Annotated in this window: 15 protein-coding genes; 2 read left to right on the top strand and 13 right to left on the bottom strand. The window is 35.1% G+C overall.

Going from position 1 to position 22,311, the window contains the following annotated elements; translation table 11 throughout:
- Positions 1-22: 22 nt before the first annotated feature.
- From MKX37_RS11300 to MKX37_RS11265, 8 genes are all read right to left on the bottom strand, one after another.
- Entirely contained in the window at positions 23-1,465 is a 1,443-nt protein-coding gene (locus tag MKX37_RS11300; RefSeq protein ID WP_078422254.1) for an MDR family MFS transporter, read from the bottom strand.
- A complete protein-coding gene (locus MKX37_RS11295) occupies positions 1,465-1,689 on the bottom strand; it encodes an MbtH family protein (protein WP_000184075.1) in 225 nt (74 codons plus the stop codon). Before MKX37_RS11295 ends, MKX37_RS11300 begins: the two co-directional genes overlap by 1 nt.
- A complete protein-coding gene (locus tag MKX37_RS11290) occupies positions 1,686-8,846 on the bottom strand; it encodes an amino acid adenylation domain-containing protein (RefSeq protein ID WP_078422253.1) in 7,161 nt (2,386 codons plus the stop codon). The genes MKX37_RS11295 and MKX37_RS11290 overlap by 4 nt, the downstream gene beginning before the upstream one ends.
- 33 nt (positions 8,847-8,879) lie before the next feature.
- Positions 8,880-9,773: an isochorismatase family protein gene (locus MKX37_RS11285; RefSeq protein WP_002012770.1), complete on the bottom strand. Its 894-nt coding sequence runs from the start codon at positions 9,771-9,773 to the stop codon at positions 8,880-8,882.
- A gap of 24 nt (positions 9,774-9,797) precedes the next feature.
- Positions 9,798-11,414, bottom strand: a complete 1,617-nt coding sequence (locus MKX37_RS11280) for a (2,3-dihydroxybenzoyl)adenylate synthase (RefSeq protein WP_002168442.1) — start codon at positions 11,412-11,414, stop codon at positions 9,798-9,800.
- 12 nt (positions 11,415-11,426) lie between these two features.
- Positions 11,427-12,626, bottom strand: a complete 1,200-nt coding sequence (gene dhbC / locus MKX37_RS11275) for an isochorismate synthase DhbC (protein WP_078422252.1) — start codon at positions 12,624-12,626, stop codon at positions 11,427-11,429.
- A 26-nt stretch (positions 12,627-12,652) separates the two neighbouring features.
- Positions 12,653-13,438 (bottom strand): 2,3-dihydro-2,3-dihydroxybenzoate dehydrogenase, encoded by a 786-nt coding sequence (dhbA, locus tag MKX37_RS11270; protein WP_002127287.1) that lies wholly within the window; start codon positions 13,436-13,438, stop codon positions 12,653-12,655.
- A gap of 628 nt (positions 13,439-14,066) precedes the next feature.
- Positions 14,067-15,269 (bottom strand): L-lactate MFS transporter, encoded by a 1,203-nt coding sequence (locus MKX37_RS11265; protein ID WP_002127286.1) that lies wholly within the window; start codon positions 15,267-15,269, stop codon positions 14,067-14,069.
- Between the two features lie 652 nt (positions 15,270-15,921).
- On the opposite strand from MKX37_RS11265, the gene MKX37_RS11260 reads away from it, so the two are divergent.
- Entirely contained in the window at positions 15,922-16,107 is a 186-nt protein-coding gene (locus tag MKX37_RS11260; protein WP_002012762.1) for a YkvS family protein, read from the top strand.
- 63 nt (positions 16,108-16,170) lie between these two features.
- On the opposite strand, the gene MKX37_RS11255 is transcribed toward MKX37_RS11260, so the two are convergent.
- A complete protein-coding gene (locus tag MKX37_RS11255; protein WP_002012759.1) occupies positions 16,171-16,470 on the bottom strand; it encodes an ArsR/SmtB family transcription factor in 300 nt (99 codons plus the stop codon).
- A gap of 336 nt (positions 16,471-16,806) precedes the next feature.
- Here MKX37_RS11255 and MKX37_RS11250 point away from each other — a divergent pair, with 336 nt between their 5' ends.
- Positions 16,807-16,980 (top strand): hypothetical protein, encoded by a 174-nt coding sequence (locus MKX37_RS11250; protein WP_002031929.1) that lies wholly within the window; start codon positions 16,807-16,809, stop codon positions 16,978-16,980.
- Positions 16,981-17,140: 160 nt separating this feature from the next.
- Here the strand turns inward: MKX37_RS11250 and MKX37_RS11245 are convergent, their stop codons facing one another.
- The 4 genes from MKX37_RS11245 to MKX37_RS11230 form a co-directional block, all read right to left on the bottom strand.
- On the bottom strand, positions 17,141-20,230 hold the full coding sequence (locus MKX37_RS11245) for an AAA family ATPase (protein WP_002185915.1): 3,090 nt from the start codon (positions 20,228-20,230) through the stop codon (positions 17,141-17,143).
- Complete coding sequence (locus MKX37_RS11240; RefSeq protein WP_078178871.1) at positions 20,227-21,384, bottom strand: exonuclease SbcCD subunit D; 1,158 nt, start codon at positions 21,382-21,384, stop codon at positions 20,227-20,229. Before MKX37_RS11240 ends, MKX37_RS11245 begins: the two co-directional genes overlap by 4 nt.
- 15 nt (positions 21,385-21,399) lie before the next feature.
- Positions 21,400-21,639 (bottom strand): DUF2584 family protein, encoded by a 240-nt coding sequence (locus tag MKX37_RS11235; RefSeq protein ID WP_002085739.1) that lies wholly within the window; start codon positions 21,637-21,639, stop codon positions 21,400-21,402.
- Between the two features lie 184 nt (positions 21,640-21,823).
- Positions 21,824-22,081: a hypothetical protein gene (locus MKX37_RS11230; protein ID WP_002012747.1), complete on the bottom strand. Its 258-nt coding sequence runs from the start codon at positions 22,079-22,081 to the stop codon at positions 21,824-21,826.
- Between the last annotated feature and the right edge of the window lie 230 nt (positions 22,082-22,311).

The raw sequence follows: 22,311 nt of genomic DNA, 5'->3' as shown, positions 1-22,311 counted from the left end.
AAGAGTATTAGCATGCTGCAACTCATTCATTTACAACTTCTTTCTCTTTTTGTAATACAGATAACGGCTTTTTATTCTTCTTTGACATTACCTCTTTATCAGAAATACGTAAAGAAAATAGTAATGCTATGAGTAAAAATATTGCTGATCCAATTAATGCTGCTTGATATGGTAAAAAATCTGATTGTGCATTATTCTGTACGTTATTACTTCCAAAACCAGATAGTATACTAGCTAAAACAGCAACTCCTATTGCAGATCCTAATCGGTTTTGCACATTGAATATAGTAGTTGCTCTCCCCATAGAAGGTGGTGCAATATTGTTAAAAGCAGAAAATTGAACCGCACCGACAGATTGACCTAAGAAAATACCAATGCCAAACAATAGTGCCCGAATTTGCCATGGATTCGTATCATGATTTACAAAACTTAATAAAATAAAGATAACCGCCGTACTTACTAATCCAATAGAGATTACCTTTCGAGCTCCTAATTTCTTATATGACCATGGTATAATCTGCGAAGAAATCATTAATCCAATCGCCTCTGGGAATGTAGCAAGACCCGATTCCAGCGCGGAAACTCCTATTACATTTTGATACATAAGCGGAAAAATAAATAACATTCCTAGTAAACCAGCTGATGAAAACAACGAAATAAGACTCATTTTTCTAAAGACCGGTTCTTTTAATAAGTGTAAATCTAACATCGGTTGCTTTACTTTAAGTTCTACAATAATAAACAATGTAAGTAATACAATCCCAGCTATCCCAATACTAATTATTTCTGGAGAAACCCAACCTTTTGACGGGCCTTGACTGAGTGCATAGATGAGCATCGCAAAACCTGGTGCTGAAAGAACAAAACCGAGAGAATCAAAACGACCAGCCGATTTTTCAATATGCTCTGCTAAAAATAGAAGTCCAAATAGCAACGCAATGATACCAAACGGCAGATTAATATAAAATGCCCAGCGCCAAGACATTTGATCTACAAAGAAACCGCCAATAATTGGTCCGATCGCTGGTGCTACAGCAATTGGAAGTACAATAAATCGAGAAATTTTTGGTCTTTCCTCTGGTGAAAATGTTCGGAATAACATCGCCATCCCGACTGGTGTTAAAAGTCCGCCACCAGCACCTTGAATGATACGAAAAATATTTAATGAAGTAATATCATTAGCAATTCCACATAGTGCAGATGCAATTGTAAAAACGAAAAGGGCAGTTAAAAATACTTTTTTCGTACCAAAGCGATCTCCTAACCAACCAGAAATCGGAAGGAAAATAGCTAAGCTAACTAAATACCCAACATTTACAGTCCCCATTGCAGATGGGGGCACTTGCAGTTCTTTGCTTATCGTTTGCAGTGCTACATTCACAATCGTTGCATCCATCGCAGCCATAAACATCGCTGTTATATAAACGATGCTTACAACTACTTTTGGATTTATTTTTACTTTCATTATTGTTTTCCTACTAATATTTTTTCGCTAATTTGATTTTTTTTCGGCTCTAAATCATTCCAGTTAACTTCAACGTATTCTAAGCAAACTTGTCTGCTAGCTTCTTCATGTACGACATTCCATCCAATTGGTACATCGAGAAAGGCAGGCCAGAGAGAATACTGGCCCTCCTCATTCATTAATACTTTATATGTGTAATTATCATTTTCAAATGGATTCGTCATACTTTACTTACCCCTTTCTTATTCTGCAAATATTTCGCTAGCACTTGTCCAATTTCTGTAAGTGGACCTGGCTGACATAAATCTTTATGTCTACAATCAATGTCATGCTGCACGATTTCCCCGTCTAAATAATTTAGCCACGTATTTGGAGAAATAGGATCAAACCAGTCTGGTATAACAGTAGATCTAAAGAATAAAATATCCCCGTTATAAACTTTTGGCACGTATTTCCCTAACAACCCTACTGAATTTACATATGTTTCTTTCAAGTTTAAAATAGTCTCTTCCTCAAGACTTGCTAATGCACTTCCATCTTTGCGAAGTATTGCAACCGCACTTTCCATAGTAAGTGGTTTACCATCCATGTTATCTGGATCATATCCACCTAAAGCAAGTAATGCGATTAACGCTTCTTCTTCAGTAGGTGCTTCCGTATTCGGTAAGAAGTGACCAGGATACGAATCCAGCATAACGAGTAATTCTACTTCTTCCCCTTCATTTTGAAGTTGCGCCGCCATAGCATGAACAACATTTCCTCCAAGCGACCATCCGAGTAAACGATATGGTCCGTGAGGCTGTATTTCACGAACGTGTTTTAAATAATCCGCCGCCATCTCCTCTAAGCTTTTTGGAAGTTCTTCATTTTCAGCGATACCACGTGCTTGTACACCATAGATTGGATAATCTGTTCCTAAAGATTTCATAAGTCCTGCATAGCACCAACTTAATCCACCTGCTGGATGTACACAAAATAGTGGTAATTGATCTCCGCTTGCTCGTAATGGAAGCAACACATCAAGTGCACTTTGACCATTCCCCATTTCAAGTCTTTCAGCAAGCCCTGCAACAGTAGGTGCTGCAAATAAAGTTCCGATATTTAGTTCAACTCCAAGTGCCTCTTTAATGCGACTCATCAGCTGCACTGCAAGAAGTGAATGACCACCAAGATCAAAGAATCCATCATCAATTCCAATTTGAGACACACTTAAAACTTCTGTAAACAAGTCACATAACATTTCTTCTTGCGGTGTTCTCGGTCCGCGGCTAGAAGATGATGCAATAAATTCTGGAGCTGGCAATGCCTTTCTATCTAATTTACCGTTTGGAGTTAAAGGTAACTCATTTACTACTACAAAAGCGTATGGAACCATATAATCTGGCAAACTACCTCCAGCATACTGACGCATTTCATTCGTATCGATCGTTTCATTATTTGATGCGACGATATAAGAAACTAATCGTTTATCCCCTGGTTGATCTTCCCGTACAATAACAGCTACTTGTTCAACTTTAGGATGTTTCATTATTACCGCTTCTATTTCCCCTAATTCAATTCGGAATCCACGAATTTTAATTTGATGATCTGCACGTCCTATATAATCTAACGTCCCATCTTGACGCCAGCGCGCTAGGTCTCCTGTACGATACATTCTTGTACCTGGCTTACCAAATGGATCTGCGATAAAACGTTCAGCAGTTAATCCTGCTCTTCCTAAATATCCACGAGCGAGCCCTGCACCTGCAACATATATTTCTCCAACTACTCCAGGTGGCATCGGTTGTAAATAGTTATCTAATACGTATACTTTAAGATCCGGTATACTGCACCCGATTAAACTATTTGCTCGTAAAGATACAATACTTTCATCTAATTCAATATAACTAACATGTACCGTCGTCTCCGTTATTCCGTACATATTAATAAGCTTCGGTGCGTTATAAGGATGACGACTATACCAATCTTCTAATCGACTTAGTTCAAGTGCTTCTCCGCCAAAAACAACATATCGTAAAGATAATTTTTGACCAACCTCTTCATTTTCACGATCTGCTTGCATCAATTGATAGAACGCTGATGGAGTTTGGTTTAAAACAGTAACCTTTTCCTTAACAAGAAGCTGTAAAAATTCTTTCGGCGAGCGACTTACAGTATGTGGTACTACAACTAAACGCCCTCCATATAATAAAGGTCCCCAAATTTCCCAAACCGAGAAATCAAAAGCGTATGAATGGAACATCGTCCACACATCGTCTGCGTCAAATTGGAACCAATGATCAGTTGCTCCTAAAAGTCTTACTACATTTTGATGAGGTATCATAACCCCTTTCGGTCTACCTGTTGAGCCTGACGTATAAATAACGTAAGCAATATGTGAAGGAGATAACGGCTTCATGCGCTCCATTTCATCTATATTGTCTTCACTATATTTCTCAATTTCTTCTATTACGTTCACATCATCAACTAAAATCTTTAGTGCCTCATCACATTCAATTTCCACATCTGAATTTGTTAAAACACATGATGGTTTCGCATCGTGTAGCATAAACGAGATACGATCTGACGGATAATCCGGATCTAACGGAAGGTATCCCGCACCAGCTTTAAGAACAGCAAGTAAGCTTACAACCATATTTAAAGATCTCGGCATCGCTAAAGCAACAAGTTGATCAGGACCGATTCCTTTCGCTATTAACAAACGAGCTATTTTATTCGCTTTTCTATTTAACTCTTCATAAGTTAGCTTTTCATCTTCAAAGACGACAGCAATAGAATTTTGATTTACATGAGCCTGCTTTTCAAATAATTGTGGCAATGTCATTTCAGGTACAATTTGAAAACCACCATTCCACTTTTCTAAAACTGTATTTCGCTCTGCTAAAGTTAATATTTCTAATCTACCAATTGATTGATCCGGATGTTTCTCTGCATCATCTAATAATAGAATGAATCGTTCTATTAGTTTTTGAACCGTTTCACGTTTATATAAATCGGTACTAAACTCTAACAATCCGTATAAGCCGTTTGGAGTACCATCAACTCTGTTACTCTCGCTAATTTCAAATGTTAAATCAAATTTTGCAGAACCAACACTTTGAATTTCAAGGCTTGCTTCTAAATCCGGTACATTAAACGTTGCTTCTGGCGTATTTTGGAAAGCTAACATAACTTGAAACAGCGGATGACTATTTCGAGTTCGTACTGGGTTTAACACTTCAACAAGTCGTTCAAATGGAACATCTTGATTTTCATAAGCTGCAAGGTTTACCTGTTTCACTCTATTTAATAATTCTTTAAAACTTGGATCTCCTGATGTATTTGTGCGTAACACTAATGTATTTACAAATAAACCAACTATATCCGTGAGTACATCGTCGTTTCTTCCAGCAATCGGACTACCTAATGGTATATCAGTTCCAGCACCTAATCTTGTAAATAAGGCACTTAGTCCTGCTTGCAACACCATAAACAAACTAACTCCATTTTTACGAGCGAGCTCCACTAACCTACTATGCATACCTTCATCTAAATGAAAATGAATTGTTTCCCCGCGATAACTAGTTTCAATTGGGCGCTGATAATCTGTAGGTAACTCCATTTGATCTGGTAAACCTTTTAACTCTTCTTTCCAAAAATCTAATTGTGTTGAAATAATACTGTCTGGTTTTGTTTCATCACCTAATAGCTGTTGTTGCCATAGTGAATAATCTGCGTATTGAACTGGAAGGGTTTCTAGTTGAACACTATCACCTTGACATCGTGCTTTATAAGCCGCTGTAAAGTCTCTCGTTAACGCTTGTAATGACCATCCATCTCCTACAATATGATGCAAAAGAATTAGTAAAACATGTTCGTTTTCACTCACTTTAAAAAGTTGCAAACGAATTGCTGGTTCGATATCAAGATTAAAGCTATATCTTACAGCTTCAGACAGTGTACTTTCTAATTCATCCTTACATGTATTTGTTATAATCATTTTTAAATTCAATTTATCCATTTCTAGAATTCTTTGATATGAACTGCCAAGTGAATTCGGGAAAATCGTTCTAAGTGTTTCATGTTTCTCAACTACATCATAAAAGGCACCTTGCAGTGCTTCCTCATTCAATTTTCCAGACATACGAATGACTAACGGAATATTATAAGTAGGACTTGGACCTTCTAAACAATTTAAGAACCATAACCTGCGCTGTGCAAATGAAAGTGGAACTTCATTTGGCCTACTTACTTTCTTAATAGCTGGTCTTGCGCTTTTTGCACGATCCAACTGGTTCGCTAATTCAGCAACAGTTGGTGATTCAAATAGCTTTCCGATTCCTAATTCTACACTTAACGTTTCACGAATTCTTGCCATTAAACGAGATGCAAGAAGCGAATGGCCGCCCATTTCAAAGAAATTATCATCTATACTAATTCGCGAAACACCAAGTACTTTTGCAAATAAATCACATAGTATTTCTTCTTTCGGATTTCTAGCAACTCTCTCATTGTTCATTCCATTAAAATCAGGAGCAGGTAATTTCTTTCTATCAACCTTACCATTTGGTGTTAATGGTAATTCTTCTAGCACAACAAATGCTGATGGTACCATATAATTCGCTAAACTTTCTGAAACATAAGAGCGAATTTCTGAAAGATGAATCATTTCCTTCTCTTCGGCAACGATATACGCAATGATTCGTTTATCATTTGGACGATCTTCTCGTACCATTACCACTGCTTGTTGTATATTTTCATGTCGTTGTAATACCGTTTCAATTTCAGCTAATTCAATTCGGAAACCGCGAATTTTAATTTGATGATCTGCGCGACTAATGTACTCTAACACACCATCCTTACGCCATTTCACAAGATCACCTGTGCGGTACATACGTGCTCCAGCTTTTCCATAAGGGTTTGCAACAAACCGTTCAGCCGTTAACGCTGGTTTTCCTAAATATCCGTTCGCAAGTCCTTCTCCTGCAATATATAATTCACCGATAACTCCAGGTGGAACAGGCTGTAACCCTGCATCCAAAACGTACACTTCTGTATTCCAAATTGGTCTTCCAATAGGAGGTATACCATTTTCACTGTCATCAATATTCATGAAAGTAGACCAAATAGTCGTTTCAGTTGGTCCATATAAGTTAGTTATAGAGCAACCTAATTCTTTTAATTTATTTGCTAAATGTGCCGGAAGAGCTTCACCGCCAACGAGTACGTTTAGCCTTTGTAACCTCTCTGGATATTCAGTTATTAACGCCTGCCAGAGCGTCGGTGTAGCTTGCATAATTGTCGCTCTTTCTTCTTGTAACAATGTCGTTAATGCAGAAGGCTCTTGGATTACCTCTTTTTGTGCAATTGTTAAACTTGCACCACTAATAAGAGGTAAATAAATTTCTAGAGCAGAAATATCAAACGCAAACGTTGTAACTGCTAATAAATGATCGTTTTCATTTAATGAAAACATATCTTTCATAGCTAATAAGAAGTTACTTAAACCTTTCATAGTAACAATTACACCTTTTGGATTTCCGGTTGATCCTGAAGTGTAAATTGTATAAGCTTGGTTTAAAAGTGATTCATCATTTTTAAATGGTAGATTCATATGAGAATATGTTTTTAACGCTATTTTCGTTTCTTCGCTATCTAATATGATTTCTTTAATATCATTTTCTATAACTAAAGTAGATGAAACAGATGAATGTGTTATGATACAAACTGGATTTGCATCATTTACTATATAATGAATTCGCTCGGCTGGGTATTCTGGATCTATCGGTAAATACGCTGCACCAGCCTTTAGAACTGCTAGCATACTAACTACCATTTCTATTGATCTTGGAAATACTAAGGCTACAAACTGATTTACTTCTATTCCTTCTTCTAATAAATAGTGTGCTAGTTCATTCGCTCGTTCATTTAGCTCTTTATACGTAAGTTTTATCCCGTTACAAGTAACTGCTATTTTATTTGGATTTTTTTGTACTTGTTTTTCAAATAATATAGGTAGATTAATTAGCTCTTCAGCTTTCTTCGTTTCATTCCATTCCAATAAAACTTTATGATTTTCTTCAGGAAGAGTAATGTTTATTTTTCCAATCGGCTCGTCTTTATGATAATTATTTATCACTAATTCTAATAGACTCATAAATCTTTCTTTATGCAATGCTAGTTCCGCGCCGTTATATACTTCCGGATTCGCATCAAAATGAATCATTAACTCATTTTCATCGAAACGTTTATATACATTTATCGATAAATCATCAACAGGTCCTGCTGATAAATTATGTGTAATACCACGATTCCCAGCAAAGTTAAGCCCATAATCAAAAGGCATAACATTCACTAACGGCCCAAACAACCTTTGATTTTCACCTAGTAACTTTAAGTCTCTTCTTAATTCCTCATGACGATATTTATGATGACGACGTACGTCTCGAATTTCTTTAGAAACTTGCTGTATTAATTCTGCAAAAGTTATATTTGGAGTTAACTTTAGACGAAGTGGAACTAAATTCATTACCATGCTTGGTGTATGAATAGATACAGAACCAAGACGCCCCATCATCGGTAAACCTAAAACAATATCATTTGCACCTGTTAATTTATGCATGTAAATACTCGTTACGGCTACAACAAATTCGGGCCAACTCGTTAACGAAATATTAATATCTTCTAGTAAAGTTTTTGTACTAGCATTTGATAGATAAGCAGTTTCTCGTAAAAATCCATTTGATGTTCTCGGCGCTCGTTCTGCTAAACTTATAACTTCCGGTTCATCTGCAAACTTTTCTAGCCAAAAAGTACGATCTTCCTGAAATTGTTTAGATTCACGATACTCATTATCTTCTTGTACAATTTTTGCAAGAAAACCAAATGGCTTTTCATTCTTATTTGTTTCTTCTATAAGTGATGTATACTCATTCGCTACCTTTTGGCTAAGAAGTGAAAATCCATAGCCATCCATCACAATGTGATGGATGCGCTGATACCAAAAGAAACGATTATTTTCAACTTGAATAAGTGCTTCAGTAAATAATTTATCTTCTTTTAAATCTATCGGTACAGATAAATCATTTTTCATCCATACTTTAGCAGCTTCTTCAGGATTTTCTTCTTTACGAACGTCAATAAAATGCATATGAAACGTTGACGATTCCTCAATAACTTGCCATGGGCCAATTTCATCCTCTTCGAAACGAACATGAAGTGCTTCTGCTTCTTTTACCACTTTACGTACAGCTAACTCGAAAATTTCATGATTAATATTTCCGTTTATTTCTATATATTCCCCAGTATTATAAATCGGATTAAGCGGATCTAATTGTTGCGCAAACCACATACCAGACTGCGCAGATGATAACGAATGACGAATCTTTTGACTATTAGGCATTCTTTACTACCCCTTTATTATGTAGTCTATTTGTTACAGCACTTGTGCTGCTTGTGAAGATAGTAAACGGTACCAATCATCAACAGTTGGACGTTCTGCTAAATCTGCAAAAGTGATTTCTTTCCCTTCGCGACGCCATTTCTCTACTAAACTCATAATTCTGACCGAATCAAGTCCTCTATTTAATAAGTCTTCATCAACTTCAATACTCTCTACTGGCTCACGGAGTAGTTGTGCAACTAGTTCATGTACTTTCTGTAAAGTGATTCCTTCACTCTCATCGCTTTTTACACTTTGTAAATCTTTTAATAGTAAGTTTGTTGATGTCGTTACTGCACATCTATTTGATGCATACTGCAATGCTTGTTTATGATGCTCTAGTGAAAAATCAGCAACTGCATCTGCTACAAAAAATGGCTCTATACCATCCATAAATGCTTCACAAGCTGTTAAAAGGCAGCCAATATGCGCATAAATACCGCAAATAATAAGTTGATCTCTTCCCTGCTCATTTAAAATTTCTAATAGATTCGTCTTTTTAAATGCACTATATCTCCATTTGGTTAGGAATATATCATCCTCATCTGGAGTAAGCTCATCGACAATTTTCTTTTTATCTGGTCCAGCAGGAATACCGTCACCCCAAAAGTCTTGTAATAACCCTCGTTGTTCTAACGTTTGTCCACCAGGTTGTGCTGTATAAACAACTGGTATACCAAGTTCCTTGCATCTTTCTCTTATTACCTTAATATTTGAAATTAGTTCTACTTTTGGCGATTCTTTATCGCTATATGCATCAAGAAAATATTCTTGCATGTCATGGATTAGAAGAACCGCACGTTTCGGATCTGGCGTCCAATTCACTTTATTTTTTGGTAGTTCTGATTCAATTGGCATTTTATATACTGAAATAGATGGGATAGCCATCTAATCACTTCCTTCCGATTTTTATTATTGTTTTACTGTAATAAGTTTTTCAGCAATGACTTTACGTAATTCTTTTTTGCTTACTTTTCCAACACCTGTTTGTGGGAATGATTCAATAAATTCAATTCGATCTGGAATCTTATAAGCTGCTATACCACGTTCTCTTAAGAACATTTTTAATTCGTTTGCAGTTAGGACTTGTCCACGAGCGATAACAAAAGCGCAAGTGCGTTCTCCTAAATAATCGTCAGGCATAGATACAATTGCTACATCATGTACTGCATCATGTGCTAATAGATGATTTTCAACTTCTTCCGCAGCAACCTTCTCACCACCACGGTTAATTTGATCTTTATCTCTTCCTTCTACAATGATGTAACCTTGTTCATTTACTTTTACAAGATCACCTGTGCGATAAAAACCATCTTCTGTAAATGATCTTACATTATGCTCTTCCGCTTTATAATAGCCACGAATTGTATATGGCCCTCTTGTTAATAAACTACCTACTTCACCAGGCTTAACATCATTATCATGTTCATCAACAACTCGAACTTCATCAAATGTAGACATCGGTCTACCTTGTGTATGAATAATGATTTCTTCTGGATCATCTAGTCTTGTGTAATTTACTAACCCTTCCGCCATACCGAACACTTGCTGTAACGTACATCCGAATGTAGGGCGTATACGCTTCGCAACTTCGGCACTAAATTTCGCACCGCCTACTTGAATAACTTGCAGGCTTGATAAATCGTTATTACGGGAAGATACCGCATCAAGCCAAATCATTGCTAATGGTGGAACGAGCGCTGTAATCGTAACTTTTTCTTTTTCTATAAGAGCAAATGCCTCATCTGGACTACCTCCAGTTGCCAATACTACTTTTCCACCGGCATAGAAAGTTCCAAATGTCCCTGGAGAACTCATCGGGTAATTGTGTGCTACTGGAAGAACTGCCATATAGACACTTTCTGCATTTAAATTACAAATGTCAGCGCTAACACGTAAACTATAAATATAGTCATCATGTGTTCTAGGAATTAATTTAGAAAGTCCTGTCGTCCCTCCTGATAATTGGAGAAACGCAACATCACTTGGCTGAACTTCTGGTAACGGAATCGGATCCATATAAAGATCAGTTATGTTCACGAATTCTTCTTCTTCCCCCACTACGATTACATGTTGTAAAGCGGGAACTTTCTCTTTCACTTCTCTTGCTAGTTTTCGATAATCAAAGCCGAGAGCCTTATCTGAAATAACGTAAGCACTCGCTTCACCAAACTCGCAAAAATAACTAATTTCACTACTGCGATGAGAAGGTAGTGCAAAAACAGGGAGTGCTCCAATGCGAAATAGCGCAAAGCATATTTCGAAAAACTCTATAATATTAGGTAACTGGATTACAACTCGGTCTTCTTTCTTTATTCCTAAATTCAGTAAACCTGAAGCTAAGCGATCTACCTTTTTATCAAGTTCACTATACGTTATATGCGTATTACTACTTACAACCGCAATTTGATCCCCATATTTTTCAGCACGTTCTTTTAACATCGAACCAAATGTTTCTCCAAGCCAACACCCTTCTTCTCGATAGCGATTGGCAAATTCTTTTGGCCATTCCGTATAACCTATTAACATTCTTTCTTCCCCCTATTTTTCATTCAGCGCATTATCTCTTAACCCTAAAGCCTTCAACATTGTTTGGAACTTAGCTGATGTTTCTGCTAACTCATCTTCTGGCTTTGATTCAGCAACAACTCCAGCACCTGCATATAAGCGAAGTGTATTCTCTTGCACTTCAGCACAACGAATTGTAACAATCCATTCGCCATCTCCATTTAAATCGCTCCACCCTAACATTCCTGTAAAGAATTCACGGTCAAATGGCTCAATTTTTTGAATAGCCTCTCTCGCTTCTTCCATTGGAGTTCCACAAACTGCTGGCGTAGGATGAAGAGCAATTGCTAATTCTAAAGAAGACGTATTTGGGTCCTTTAGTTCACCTTTCACTTCCGTAGACAAATGCCACATTGCTTCACTATGAATAACTGAGGGTTTTTCTGGAACATGTAATATATGACAGTAAGGGCGAAGCGCAGCGGCAACCGATTCAACTACTACCGCATGTTCATGTAAATCTTTTGGAGAAGAAAGTAATTCTTCTGCCCTTCTTTTATCTTCTACTGGATCCTCACTTCGTGGTCTTGAGCCAGCCAACGGATTAGAAATTACTTGCATACCATGACGTGAAACAAGTAATTCAGGACTTGCTCCAATTAACGTCTTACTGTACTCGTTTTCATCTTTCGGCAAATTAACAGCAAATGTGTAGCCGTACTTATTATGTTCCGCTAATTCACGAAGTAGTTTTTGTTGATCAATTTTCTCGGAAGACTTAACATCCAACGATCTAGATAGAACGATTTTTCTTAAATCTCCGTCCTGAATTTTTGCTATTCCTTGCTTCACACCATCCATATAAACTTCAGGAGCTGGAACCGGTGTCATTTCAAATGTCAGTTTCTCATTTCGTTTTATCTCATTTGTTGTCTCTAACTGTAAACGCTCAGTAATTCTACTATGTTCTGGTACGATAAGTTGAACTTCTTTTCTACGATCAAAAGGCAAAGCACCAACAACGATAGGATTCGGATTTCCGGCTTGTTTTGCATTACTTAATACCGCTTGTACAAGTTCTGGAAAACTTTCAATTTCATGATGTTTTACTGTAGTAAACTCTCCTTCTGTCAATATCGTTCGAGTTGGTGAAGCGAAAAAGAACGAAGATTCAGTTTTATAATCTTCTAATAATTTTTCTGACAGTTCCTTTACGGCTATAAGTTCATTCATAGTATTAAAACCTCCTGAATTTTTTATTAAACTCCTAATGTAGCTCCGCCATCGACACATAAATTGTGCATTGTAATATGACTCGCTTTATCAGAAGCTAAAAACAATACAGCTTCAGCAATTTCTGAAGGTTGTGCAATTTTTTGTAACGGAATACCGAGTCTATATGTATTTTGAGAACCAGCAATTATATTTTCAGCTCCATTCTCATCAGCCCATAGTAATCTTTGCATTTCAGTTTCAGTAGAACCAGGAGAAACTAAGTTGCAGCGAATATTGTATGCTGCAAGCTCTAATCCTAAACACTTCATAAACATTGTCGTTGCGGCTTTTGATGCAGCGTACGCAGCCATTTCCATTCTCGGAGTATTTGCCGCATTTGAACCAACTGTAACAATTGCCCCTGACCTTCTTTGCATCATATGTTTACTTACTGCTCGAGACATATAGAAAACTCCTGTAGAATTTACAGAGAAGGTTTTATTCCAATCTTCATCACTTAAAGAGTGAATCGGTCCCATACGTAATACCCCTGCAACATTTATTAATATATCTATTGTTGCTATATCATTTTCAATACCGTTTACCATATCTTCAACAGCAGTACTATCACTCACATCTAAATGAAATGTTTTCATACGTGTTTCATTTAATTCATTTTCATTTAAGAGTACGTTTAACCCCTCTTCATTTTGATCAACCGCAATAACTGTAGCTCCTCTTTCTAAAAACATTTTGGCAACAACACTGCCTATACCTTGAGCTGCACCTGTTACTAAAACCGTTTTTCCATCAAATTCCCCTAAGTTCATTTCCTCTATCCTTTCATTTGAAAATTAATCTAATTAAACAAATAGCAATAATGATAACGATTATCACTATCAATGTAAAAAATAATACACTTACTAAACTAATTGGTCAAGTGTACTTTTCATCAAAATATTATTCATTGATAATGTTTTTCATTTAATATTCTTACACCGAAATGATAATCTTTCTCAATAAACTTGTCAACCTATTTTTATTTTTCAGATAAAATATTTTAGTACTTCTCAATACAATTACATCTAAAAGCATTAATAAGTACTTACATTAAAAAATTTAATTCGTACTCCTCTTTTTAAAATTGAAGAAGATAAACTGTAGATACCTTCATTTACAAAGCCTTACCAAAAACTCAAGTATATATTTTCTCAACATTTTTCTGAAAATATCGAGAAAGTATATCTTGCAATTACCGATGCATGTCGTGTTTATAATTTAAGATTTAATAAGTATTTCGAATATAATATATCAATTTATGATATTCCAATATAATCCAAACGGATACTTTACTCATTTTTTGCCTCTAGAAAATTCCACATGTTGTAATTCATAAAAAAGCATCCTATTAAATAGGGTGCTTTTTAGTAAACATAGTGTTAAAGAAGATTTATATACTTACGCTACACTGCGATACTCTTCTTCTTTTTCTTTTTTCTGCTTAGGCACTTGGATTAAAAGTGCGATAATAAATGATACGACACATAATACGCCGATCACCATGAAAGTTGGTTTGAATCCACCTAGAACTGCACCGATAAAGGAACCAGCGAGCGCTCCAAATCCAAATCCTTGATACACAATTCCGTAGTTCTTACTATGGTTTTTCATACCGTAGAAATCACCAACGATAGCTGGGAAAATAGTGATATTTCCACCAAAGCAAAACGCTACACTTGCTACACATACGAAGTAGATACCATAATTTAAATCTACGAAACTTAAAACCAAGACTGAAGCTGCCATAACAACAAATGTACCAGTAACGATTTTTAAACGGCCGATTTTATCTGATAACGGTCCTAAAATAATACGACCTAATGTATTGAAGATTGCAACCATAGCCACCGCATTAGCTGCTGTCGCTGCGCTAAGCCCTACAAGTTGAACACCAATGTCTTTTACCATACCAATTAAGTATAAGCCACTCATACATGATGTAAACAACATAATAAATAATAAGTATACTTGTTTTGTGCCTAACATTTCTTTCGTTGTATATTCCTGAGTTTTTGTTTCATGAACTGCTCCTTGATCTGCAGCTTGATGGATTAAACAAGCGCCAAGGACAATCATAGCTGTAACAATTAAACCCCAGTATATAAACGCTTGTGATACACCAACTGATTCAATTAACTGTGCGTTAATATATTTAAAAATTAAACTACCCGAACCATATGCAGAGACAGAAATACCAGCAATTAAACCTTTACGCTTTGGAAACCACTTTATTAAATTGGATAATGAAGTGATATATGCTGTACCATCTGCATAACCTACAACAACCCCTGCTAGTACATAAAGCAATATTAATGAGGAAGCTTGTGAACTAAGTATTAATCCACTTCCTAATGCTAGTCCAGCTATCATAATAAGTTTACGAAGTCCCCATTTTTCTTGCAATTTACTCGCAAACAAAGTTGAAAACGCTAAAGACAGGCTAGTAATTGAGAAAGTTATAGCAACAGCGTTAAGACTCCAACCGTATTTACTCACTAAGGGCTGATTGAATAAACTCCATGTATATATCGTACCAAGCCCCATTTGTACTATGACTGTTCCAAGGACAACAAGCCATGGATTAACCGATGATTTTTTCATACCATCTCTCCTCCTCTTTCTATTTCAATGCTATTCGCTAAATATGCTTTTTTTATTTTTATTTTCGCCACCTCATTCGACTTAACAACTTCATTGTATAGGATGTTTTCGCTTATGTAAGCACTTACAAGATGGAGCGTCAAAAATATGGAATCAGTTACAGAAAACGAAGGGTGAAATACAAAAAACTACTTGTTAAATACGTAGTAGTTTTTATAATGTTTTACATCAATACGACTTACGGAGCTTTCACATCCTCTTTTACCAAAAAAATTATCGAATTATCCATGGCTGGACTTCAATATTTTGCTTATCCTATTCTTATTTAACTCTTCAACGTTTATAACATGTTGCGTCTGTATTTCTTGATACAAATCATTTAATAGTCTTGTAATCAAAAATTCCATCTTTTATACATTTTAACTTCCATATATCTTGTTTTTTTAACGAAACATACAGAATTACAACGTTTTTTTACAATTTTATACATAAAAATAGAAAATATATAATTCATTTACATAATGTTGCACTTTAATTTTTACTAAACAACAAATATTTTATTGATAAATAAAACTAAACATTCACTAATATATCTATACGTGGTTTAATATATATAATAAACAAACATTTCTGACTTTTATAAGGAGGTACTATGAAAGCAAACGTAGGCGATACTATACTATTTCAACGAAATAACTTAAAGATCACAGCATCTGTACTAAAACTATACACTGAATCGGTCTTAGTTGAAGTCACAGATGTAAGCGGTGGTACTTTTGAATTTGACCGAACAATTGTAAATCATAAAAACTATAAAATTTTAAATGCAAATAAATAAAACAATACAATACAAAATAGCCCCTGCTTAACAGCGGAGGCTATTTTGTATAATAACAATTCATTAATTTACATATCCTAAAACACTAACAATCTTGCTTGCTTTTAAATTATTAATATAATAATAAATTTCTAACCCTCTTCTCTCAGCTCTTAGCACTTTACCTTTCATTTTTGATAAATGCTGCGAAACAGTCGATTGAGGAATATTCAATATTTCTGTTAATTGTGTTACATTACAAGTTTTGCGTGCACTTAATTCATTTACAATTTGTAATCGTATTGGATGCGCCATTATTTTTAAAATATCCACATCTTCTTCAGTTACTAAACTTTTTTTTATCTCGCTCGTATATGTTGTCATAAGACATTCCCCTTTTATTTGAATTCCTTTTTATTAAAATCTGCTTCTAAATAAAATATTATCTCTAAATATACAATTAAGACCCTTATATAGAAATAATAGGATTTTGATTATTTAAAAACAGCAATACTATACAATTTCATCTATTTGGTACATATACATAATACAATTTCAATTTGTGCTCTATGTGAAGTTAGCATAAATTTATAATGAAGATTTTTCAAACAATTCACATCTAACTATATACTTCCTCATAATACTATCCAGTGATTTTAACATATTTTAGGCATTTGTATATACTATTGCAAAACACATTCTTATTGAGGGGGACTTTATATGCCAACACCGTTACAAGAACAAGTTGAAGAAGCTCGTGAAACGTATGTCAGTCGTATTATTTTAGTTGGTGGTTCAGCTTTATTTTTAACAGGTGGTGTTATATCTGCAATTTCAGCCTTTAAAAGTTATAACCGTTTGGCAAATACGCCACCTTCTTCAAATGATTCATAATTGCATCATTCATTCCTTTAAATAATAAAGATGCCGCCTCTACTATAGAGACGGCTTTATATAAAAACATTATTAAATTCATTTGAACTTAATTGAAAAAACGTTATAACAATTTGGTACAATGTTCAAAGTAAGGATAGATACTTTCAATTTGACAAGCTTATTTCACCACAAACCTCGTCTGACTACACCCATCCTTCTGCTTCGTTACCTCTAATACAGCTGGCATTGCGTTTTTCAGTTCTTGAACGTGTGAAATTACACCGATAAAGCGACCTGATTTTTGCAAGTCGATTAGGGCGTCAACTGCTTTCGTTAATGACTCTTCATCTAATGAGCCGAATCCTTCATCGATAAACATCGTTTCGATGGAAATACCACCCTCATACGCTTGAATTACATCTGCCATTCCAAGTGCTAAGCAAAGTGATGCGTTAAATTTCTCACCGCCAGATAATGTTTTTACATCTCGGGTTTGACCTGTATATGCATCATATACATCTAATCCTAATCCACTTTGTCGATTCCTCTTTTCAACTCGTTCGCTTCGTTTTAAATAAAATTGTCCATTTGATAATTTACGTAGTCGTTCGTTCGCAATTTGAACAATTTGTTCTAAATACTCAATTAAGATGTAACGTTCAAAGGATATACGACTATCATTATCCCCTTTCATTACTTCATATAAATCAACAAGTTCTTGGAATGCTTTTTCTTCCTCATGAATTTGTTCATCAATTCGTTTAATATTTTCATGTAAATCCGTAATATATGATACGGCGTTTTGAGCACGTTGTCGTTTTTCTTTAATAATATCAAGGCTAATTTCCAATTCTCTCACTTGCTCATCTAATGAAGAAATGTCCATATACTCTTTATCTTTTAAGTCTGCTTTTAATTCGTCAATTTGTTTTGTAAGTACTTCTAGAGATGAGTAATAACTTTGGATTTCTTGTTGTAACTTATCCATCTCAGCATCATTTAATTTGGATTCTTTATATGTTAATTGATCTGTAAATCCGCTTTGTTCTAGCTCTTTCATAAAGCGTGTAAACGTCTCTTCTTTCTTCTCTTTTGCACTATTAAATTGATTAGAAGCATTATCATGTTCTGCTTGAATACGTATATTTTCATTTTGCCAATGTTGATACGCCTCTTGTACTTTCTCCCATTCATCTTCCATTAACCTAAGTTCTTGCAGAGCTTGGTCAAACTGTACTTTCCAAGCTTGTACCGTTTGCAAGCTTTCCGGAATATTTTGCTTATCATGTTCATATGACGTACGAAGCTGCATACACTCCATTTCAGTACGGTGCTGCACAGTTTCTACTTCACGCTTTTGTTTCTGGAGTTCTTCTACTTTTTCTTCTACGCTTTTTATATTCACAGCAATTTGCTTACGCGTTTCTTCACTTGCTTTTAACGCATTAACTTCTGCTGCTAATTGCTTTCCTTTTTGAACGAGCGCACTATATGTTTCTACTAATTCTTCTGAGCGATAGCCTCGCTTTAGCACTTCTTCTATCACTTGTTCATATTGAACTCGATAGAAATTCCACTTTTCTTCTAATTGAACATGTAATTTTTCCGCAATATTTTTCTTTTCTCTTAGCTCATTTAACTCTTTTTCATCAATTGCATTACTTTGCTCTGTAGCTTTTTTCGGGTGGTCCATACTACCACATACTGGACAAGATTCACCATCATGTAAATGAAGAGCTAATATACCAGCTTGTTCACTTAACCAGCGGCGTTCAATATTTTCATATGTACTAACTGCCTGTTGCATCTTATGAAACGCACTTTCTTTTTCTAGCTCGTATTTTTGTTTTTCTTGCCATACATCATATGCCTGCTTTAATACTTTTGCATCTTCTCGCATATTCGTTAGTGCTTCTACTTTAGCTACATATTGTTCAAGCGCTGCTTCTAATTGCTGTAATTCGCCAGACATTCTTTGTTTTTCATTTTTATGCGCTTCTAGTTGTTCATCTAACTTTTGCATACCTTCTTTTAATTTTCCTATTTGAATTTCAGCATTTTGCAAATTTAACTTTTTCTCAGCTAATGATGCAATAATTGGCTGTAACTCTTCTAGTCTTTGAACTTGTTTTTTAGCATTTTCTCGCTCGGATGCCTTATTCTTTAATGCTTCATATTTCTCCTGAGCAAGTGCAAAACTGTTCATTATATGCTCTTTTTTTGCGATTATCTGTTTTAACAAACTTTCAGACTGCTGTTCATATTGCATCGCTTCCTCATACCATTGCTCAAATGGTAATAATCGCTTCGCCTGTTCCGCATGTTTAAAAGATTTTTCTTTCATTTCGATTACGGCACGGTTTTCTTGTAAAATACTGTACTTCTCATTCTTTTGTTCTAAATCTTTGAATTTCTCATTTACAGCTTTTGCTGCATGAAAACGTGCCTCTGCTTCTTTTAATTGTTTCGTTTTGTCATTTTGTTCTAAGTGTAATTGCTCAACCTCTGCATTGTACCAAACTGTTTCTTGTTCTAATGCCTCTACTACTTGATGTGTATTTACATGCTCTTGTTCCACTAATGTCTCTAATAATGCCCCATCACGTATTGGTAATTTAAATACATTACGGAAATATAGCTCACGTTCTTTTTGTTTTTCTTGTAAGACGTCTTTCCATTGTTTGCGCTTTTGATCTAATATCTCACGCATTAATTTATAACGATCTGTTTTAAAAATGCGGCGTAGTATTTCTTCTTTATTTTCCGTTTCAGATGTTAATAATTTTCGGAACTCTCCTTGCGGTAACATGACAATTTGGCTAAATTGATGTTTACTTAATCCAATTAAATCTTCAACTTTTTTATTTACATCCGTTACATGAAAACGATCGACACATGGAACTTTTTCCTCATCAATTACTTCATATAATTCGACTGCATGTCCTGTAATTGTTTTATTTCCTTGTTTTTTATGGCCCAGTTGTCGTTTAATTTCATAACTTTTTCCTTTTAATTGAAAAGTTAATTCCACACTTGTATAAACATCATCATCAGCAAATTGGCTACGAAGCATGTTTGTATCACTGCGCTCTTCTCCACTAGCCTCTCCATATAATACATAACAAATCGCATCAAAAATCGTTGTCTTTCCAGCTCCTGTATTTCCAGAAATAGCGAAAATACGATGCTCACCAAGATCTTTAAAATCGATTACTTCTTTCTGTTTATATGGACCAAACGCGGTCATTATAAGCTGAATCGGTCTCATCCTCGCTCACCTTCCCGTTCTTGCACTGTTTGCAAAACATCTAAAAATAGACGTTCTTTCTCTTCTGATAAATCTAGCCCTTTCATTTCTTTATAAAATGCTTTTAAAAGAGATAAATCATCCGTTTTATGTCTTGAAACAGTTACTTCATTTTCATCTGTGAACTCTCGTCTTTGAATAGATCTTTCAACATGCATTGCATTTGGGTATACAGAACGTATTTTTTCCATTGGCTGCAAGACAGGATTTTCATCTAATAATTTCACAAATACATAATCTTCACTCACTGGATGAAGCAATAAATCGTCTATTTTCGCTTCTACTGTACGCATTTTACGACGTGGTGTAAGTAAACGTTTTTCAATTGTTGTTTCACCTTTTTCATCCAGTTCCACAATATAATATCCTTTTTTATGCTTTTCTTCAGAAATAGAATATGCAAGTGGTGAACCTGAATAACGAATTGTCTCATTACGTACAAAATGCGCTTGATGTAAATGGCCAAGCGCCGTGTAATGAAACTTATCAAAATAATGGCTATTTACATATTCAGCACCACCAATTGAAAGTGGTCGTTCCGCATCACTCGTATTTTCCTCTGCCTCTCCTGAAGAAGTTACAAATGCATGTCCTACAAATATGTGTCTCGCTTCTTTATCCATCGTTTCAGAGAGTTCGTTCATAAAAATACGCATCGCATCATCATGAGAACGAACATCTTCATTTTTCAATATATGTCTAACAATACTTGGATCTGCATACGGAACGAGATAGAAATGAACCTCTCCGTATTCATCATTTAAAACAACAGGATTGTATGGAAACTGGAATTGTCCAACAATATGTAATCCTTGTTTTTTCATTAAATTACTACCAAAATGTATGCGGTCCGGACTATCGTGGTTTCCTGCAACTGCAATTATTGGTGTTTGTAAATCAATAACTATCTTTTGTAATACATCATTTAATAAGTCTACTGCTTCTGTAGGTGGAATTGCTCGGTCATATAAATCTCCTGCAATAATTACAGCATCCGGTTTTTCCTCTTCAACAGCTTGTACAAACTGATCTAACACAATTTTTTGATCTTCAGTCATATATACACCATGAACAAGCTTACCTAAATGCCAATCCGCTGTATGAAAAAACTTCATATTACCCTTCTCCTTTTAGTTTACTGATTGTAGTGAAACAAGCTGATAGTTTAGTGTAGTTTTTCCGTTCTCCCATTCTAACTTTTGGACAATTGCACTACCGATTCTTTCTTCGTTTGATTTATATAAAGGCAATATTTCTTGAATAGTAAATAGATGATAACCATCTAAAATTAATTGAAATAAATTATCTTCTATATGTAATCTTACTTCTTTTTCATTTGAAATAATTTTTGTATGCATCTCAAATTTCATGCTAGATACAACCCCTTTTTTCTAATCTCTACATTTTAATAGTATAGTGGTCATGCAAGATTGACAAGTAAATACACCGCGATGTACATACTTTTTTAATTATAAATATTTTATGTTTTTTTATATGAAATACGGTATGTGAAATTATTAATCTACAAAAATAAAAATGCCCTTTCAGGCATCCTTATTTTTGTAAGTACTCTTTCATAACGTAGTACAATACAGTTATTAAGACAATCGCTACAAAAAACGCAAATACGGCCACAACATACCCATCTTTATTTAATAAAAAGCATATGGAAATAGATATTATAAAAATCGGAAACACGAGACGTACCTTAGCCTTCACTTCTTCTGTCGTATCTGTATGATGAAAATACTGTGTAATTCCTACCATAAGAGATGACAAAATAATAACCGACAATAGTAAAGGTCCTGGCATTCCGATCTCTCCTTTCTCTATTTCTAATTATATACAAACCCCGCGCTCTTTAAAAGTTAGATAATTCAGCCTTTTAACTTTTTCTACATCAACTCTTTAATTTACGCCACGTATACTAACTCAATATAAGTTATACATATAATAGCGCCTTCAACACGACATTTTCAAATAATAGCACTTACAGTAATGTTGTAATATTCCTCTTCATTCTCTGAAATCCTGCAAATATA

This window comes from Bacillus sp. FSL R5-0709 (assembly GCF_038004785.1).
Lineage (GTDB): Bacteria > Bacillota > Bacilli > Bacillales > Bacillaceae_G > Bacillus_A > Bacillus_A mycoides.
This window is presented reverse-complemented; position numbering and strand designations above follow the sequence as displayed.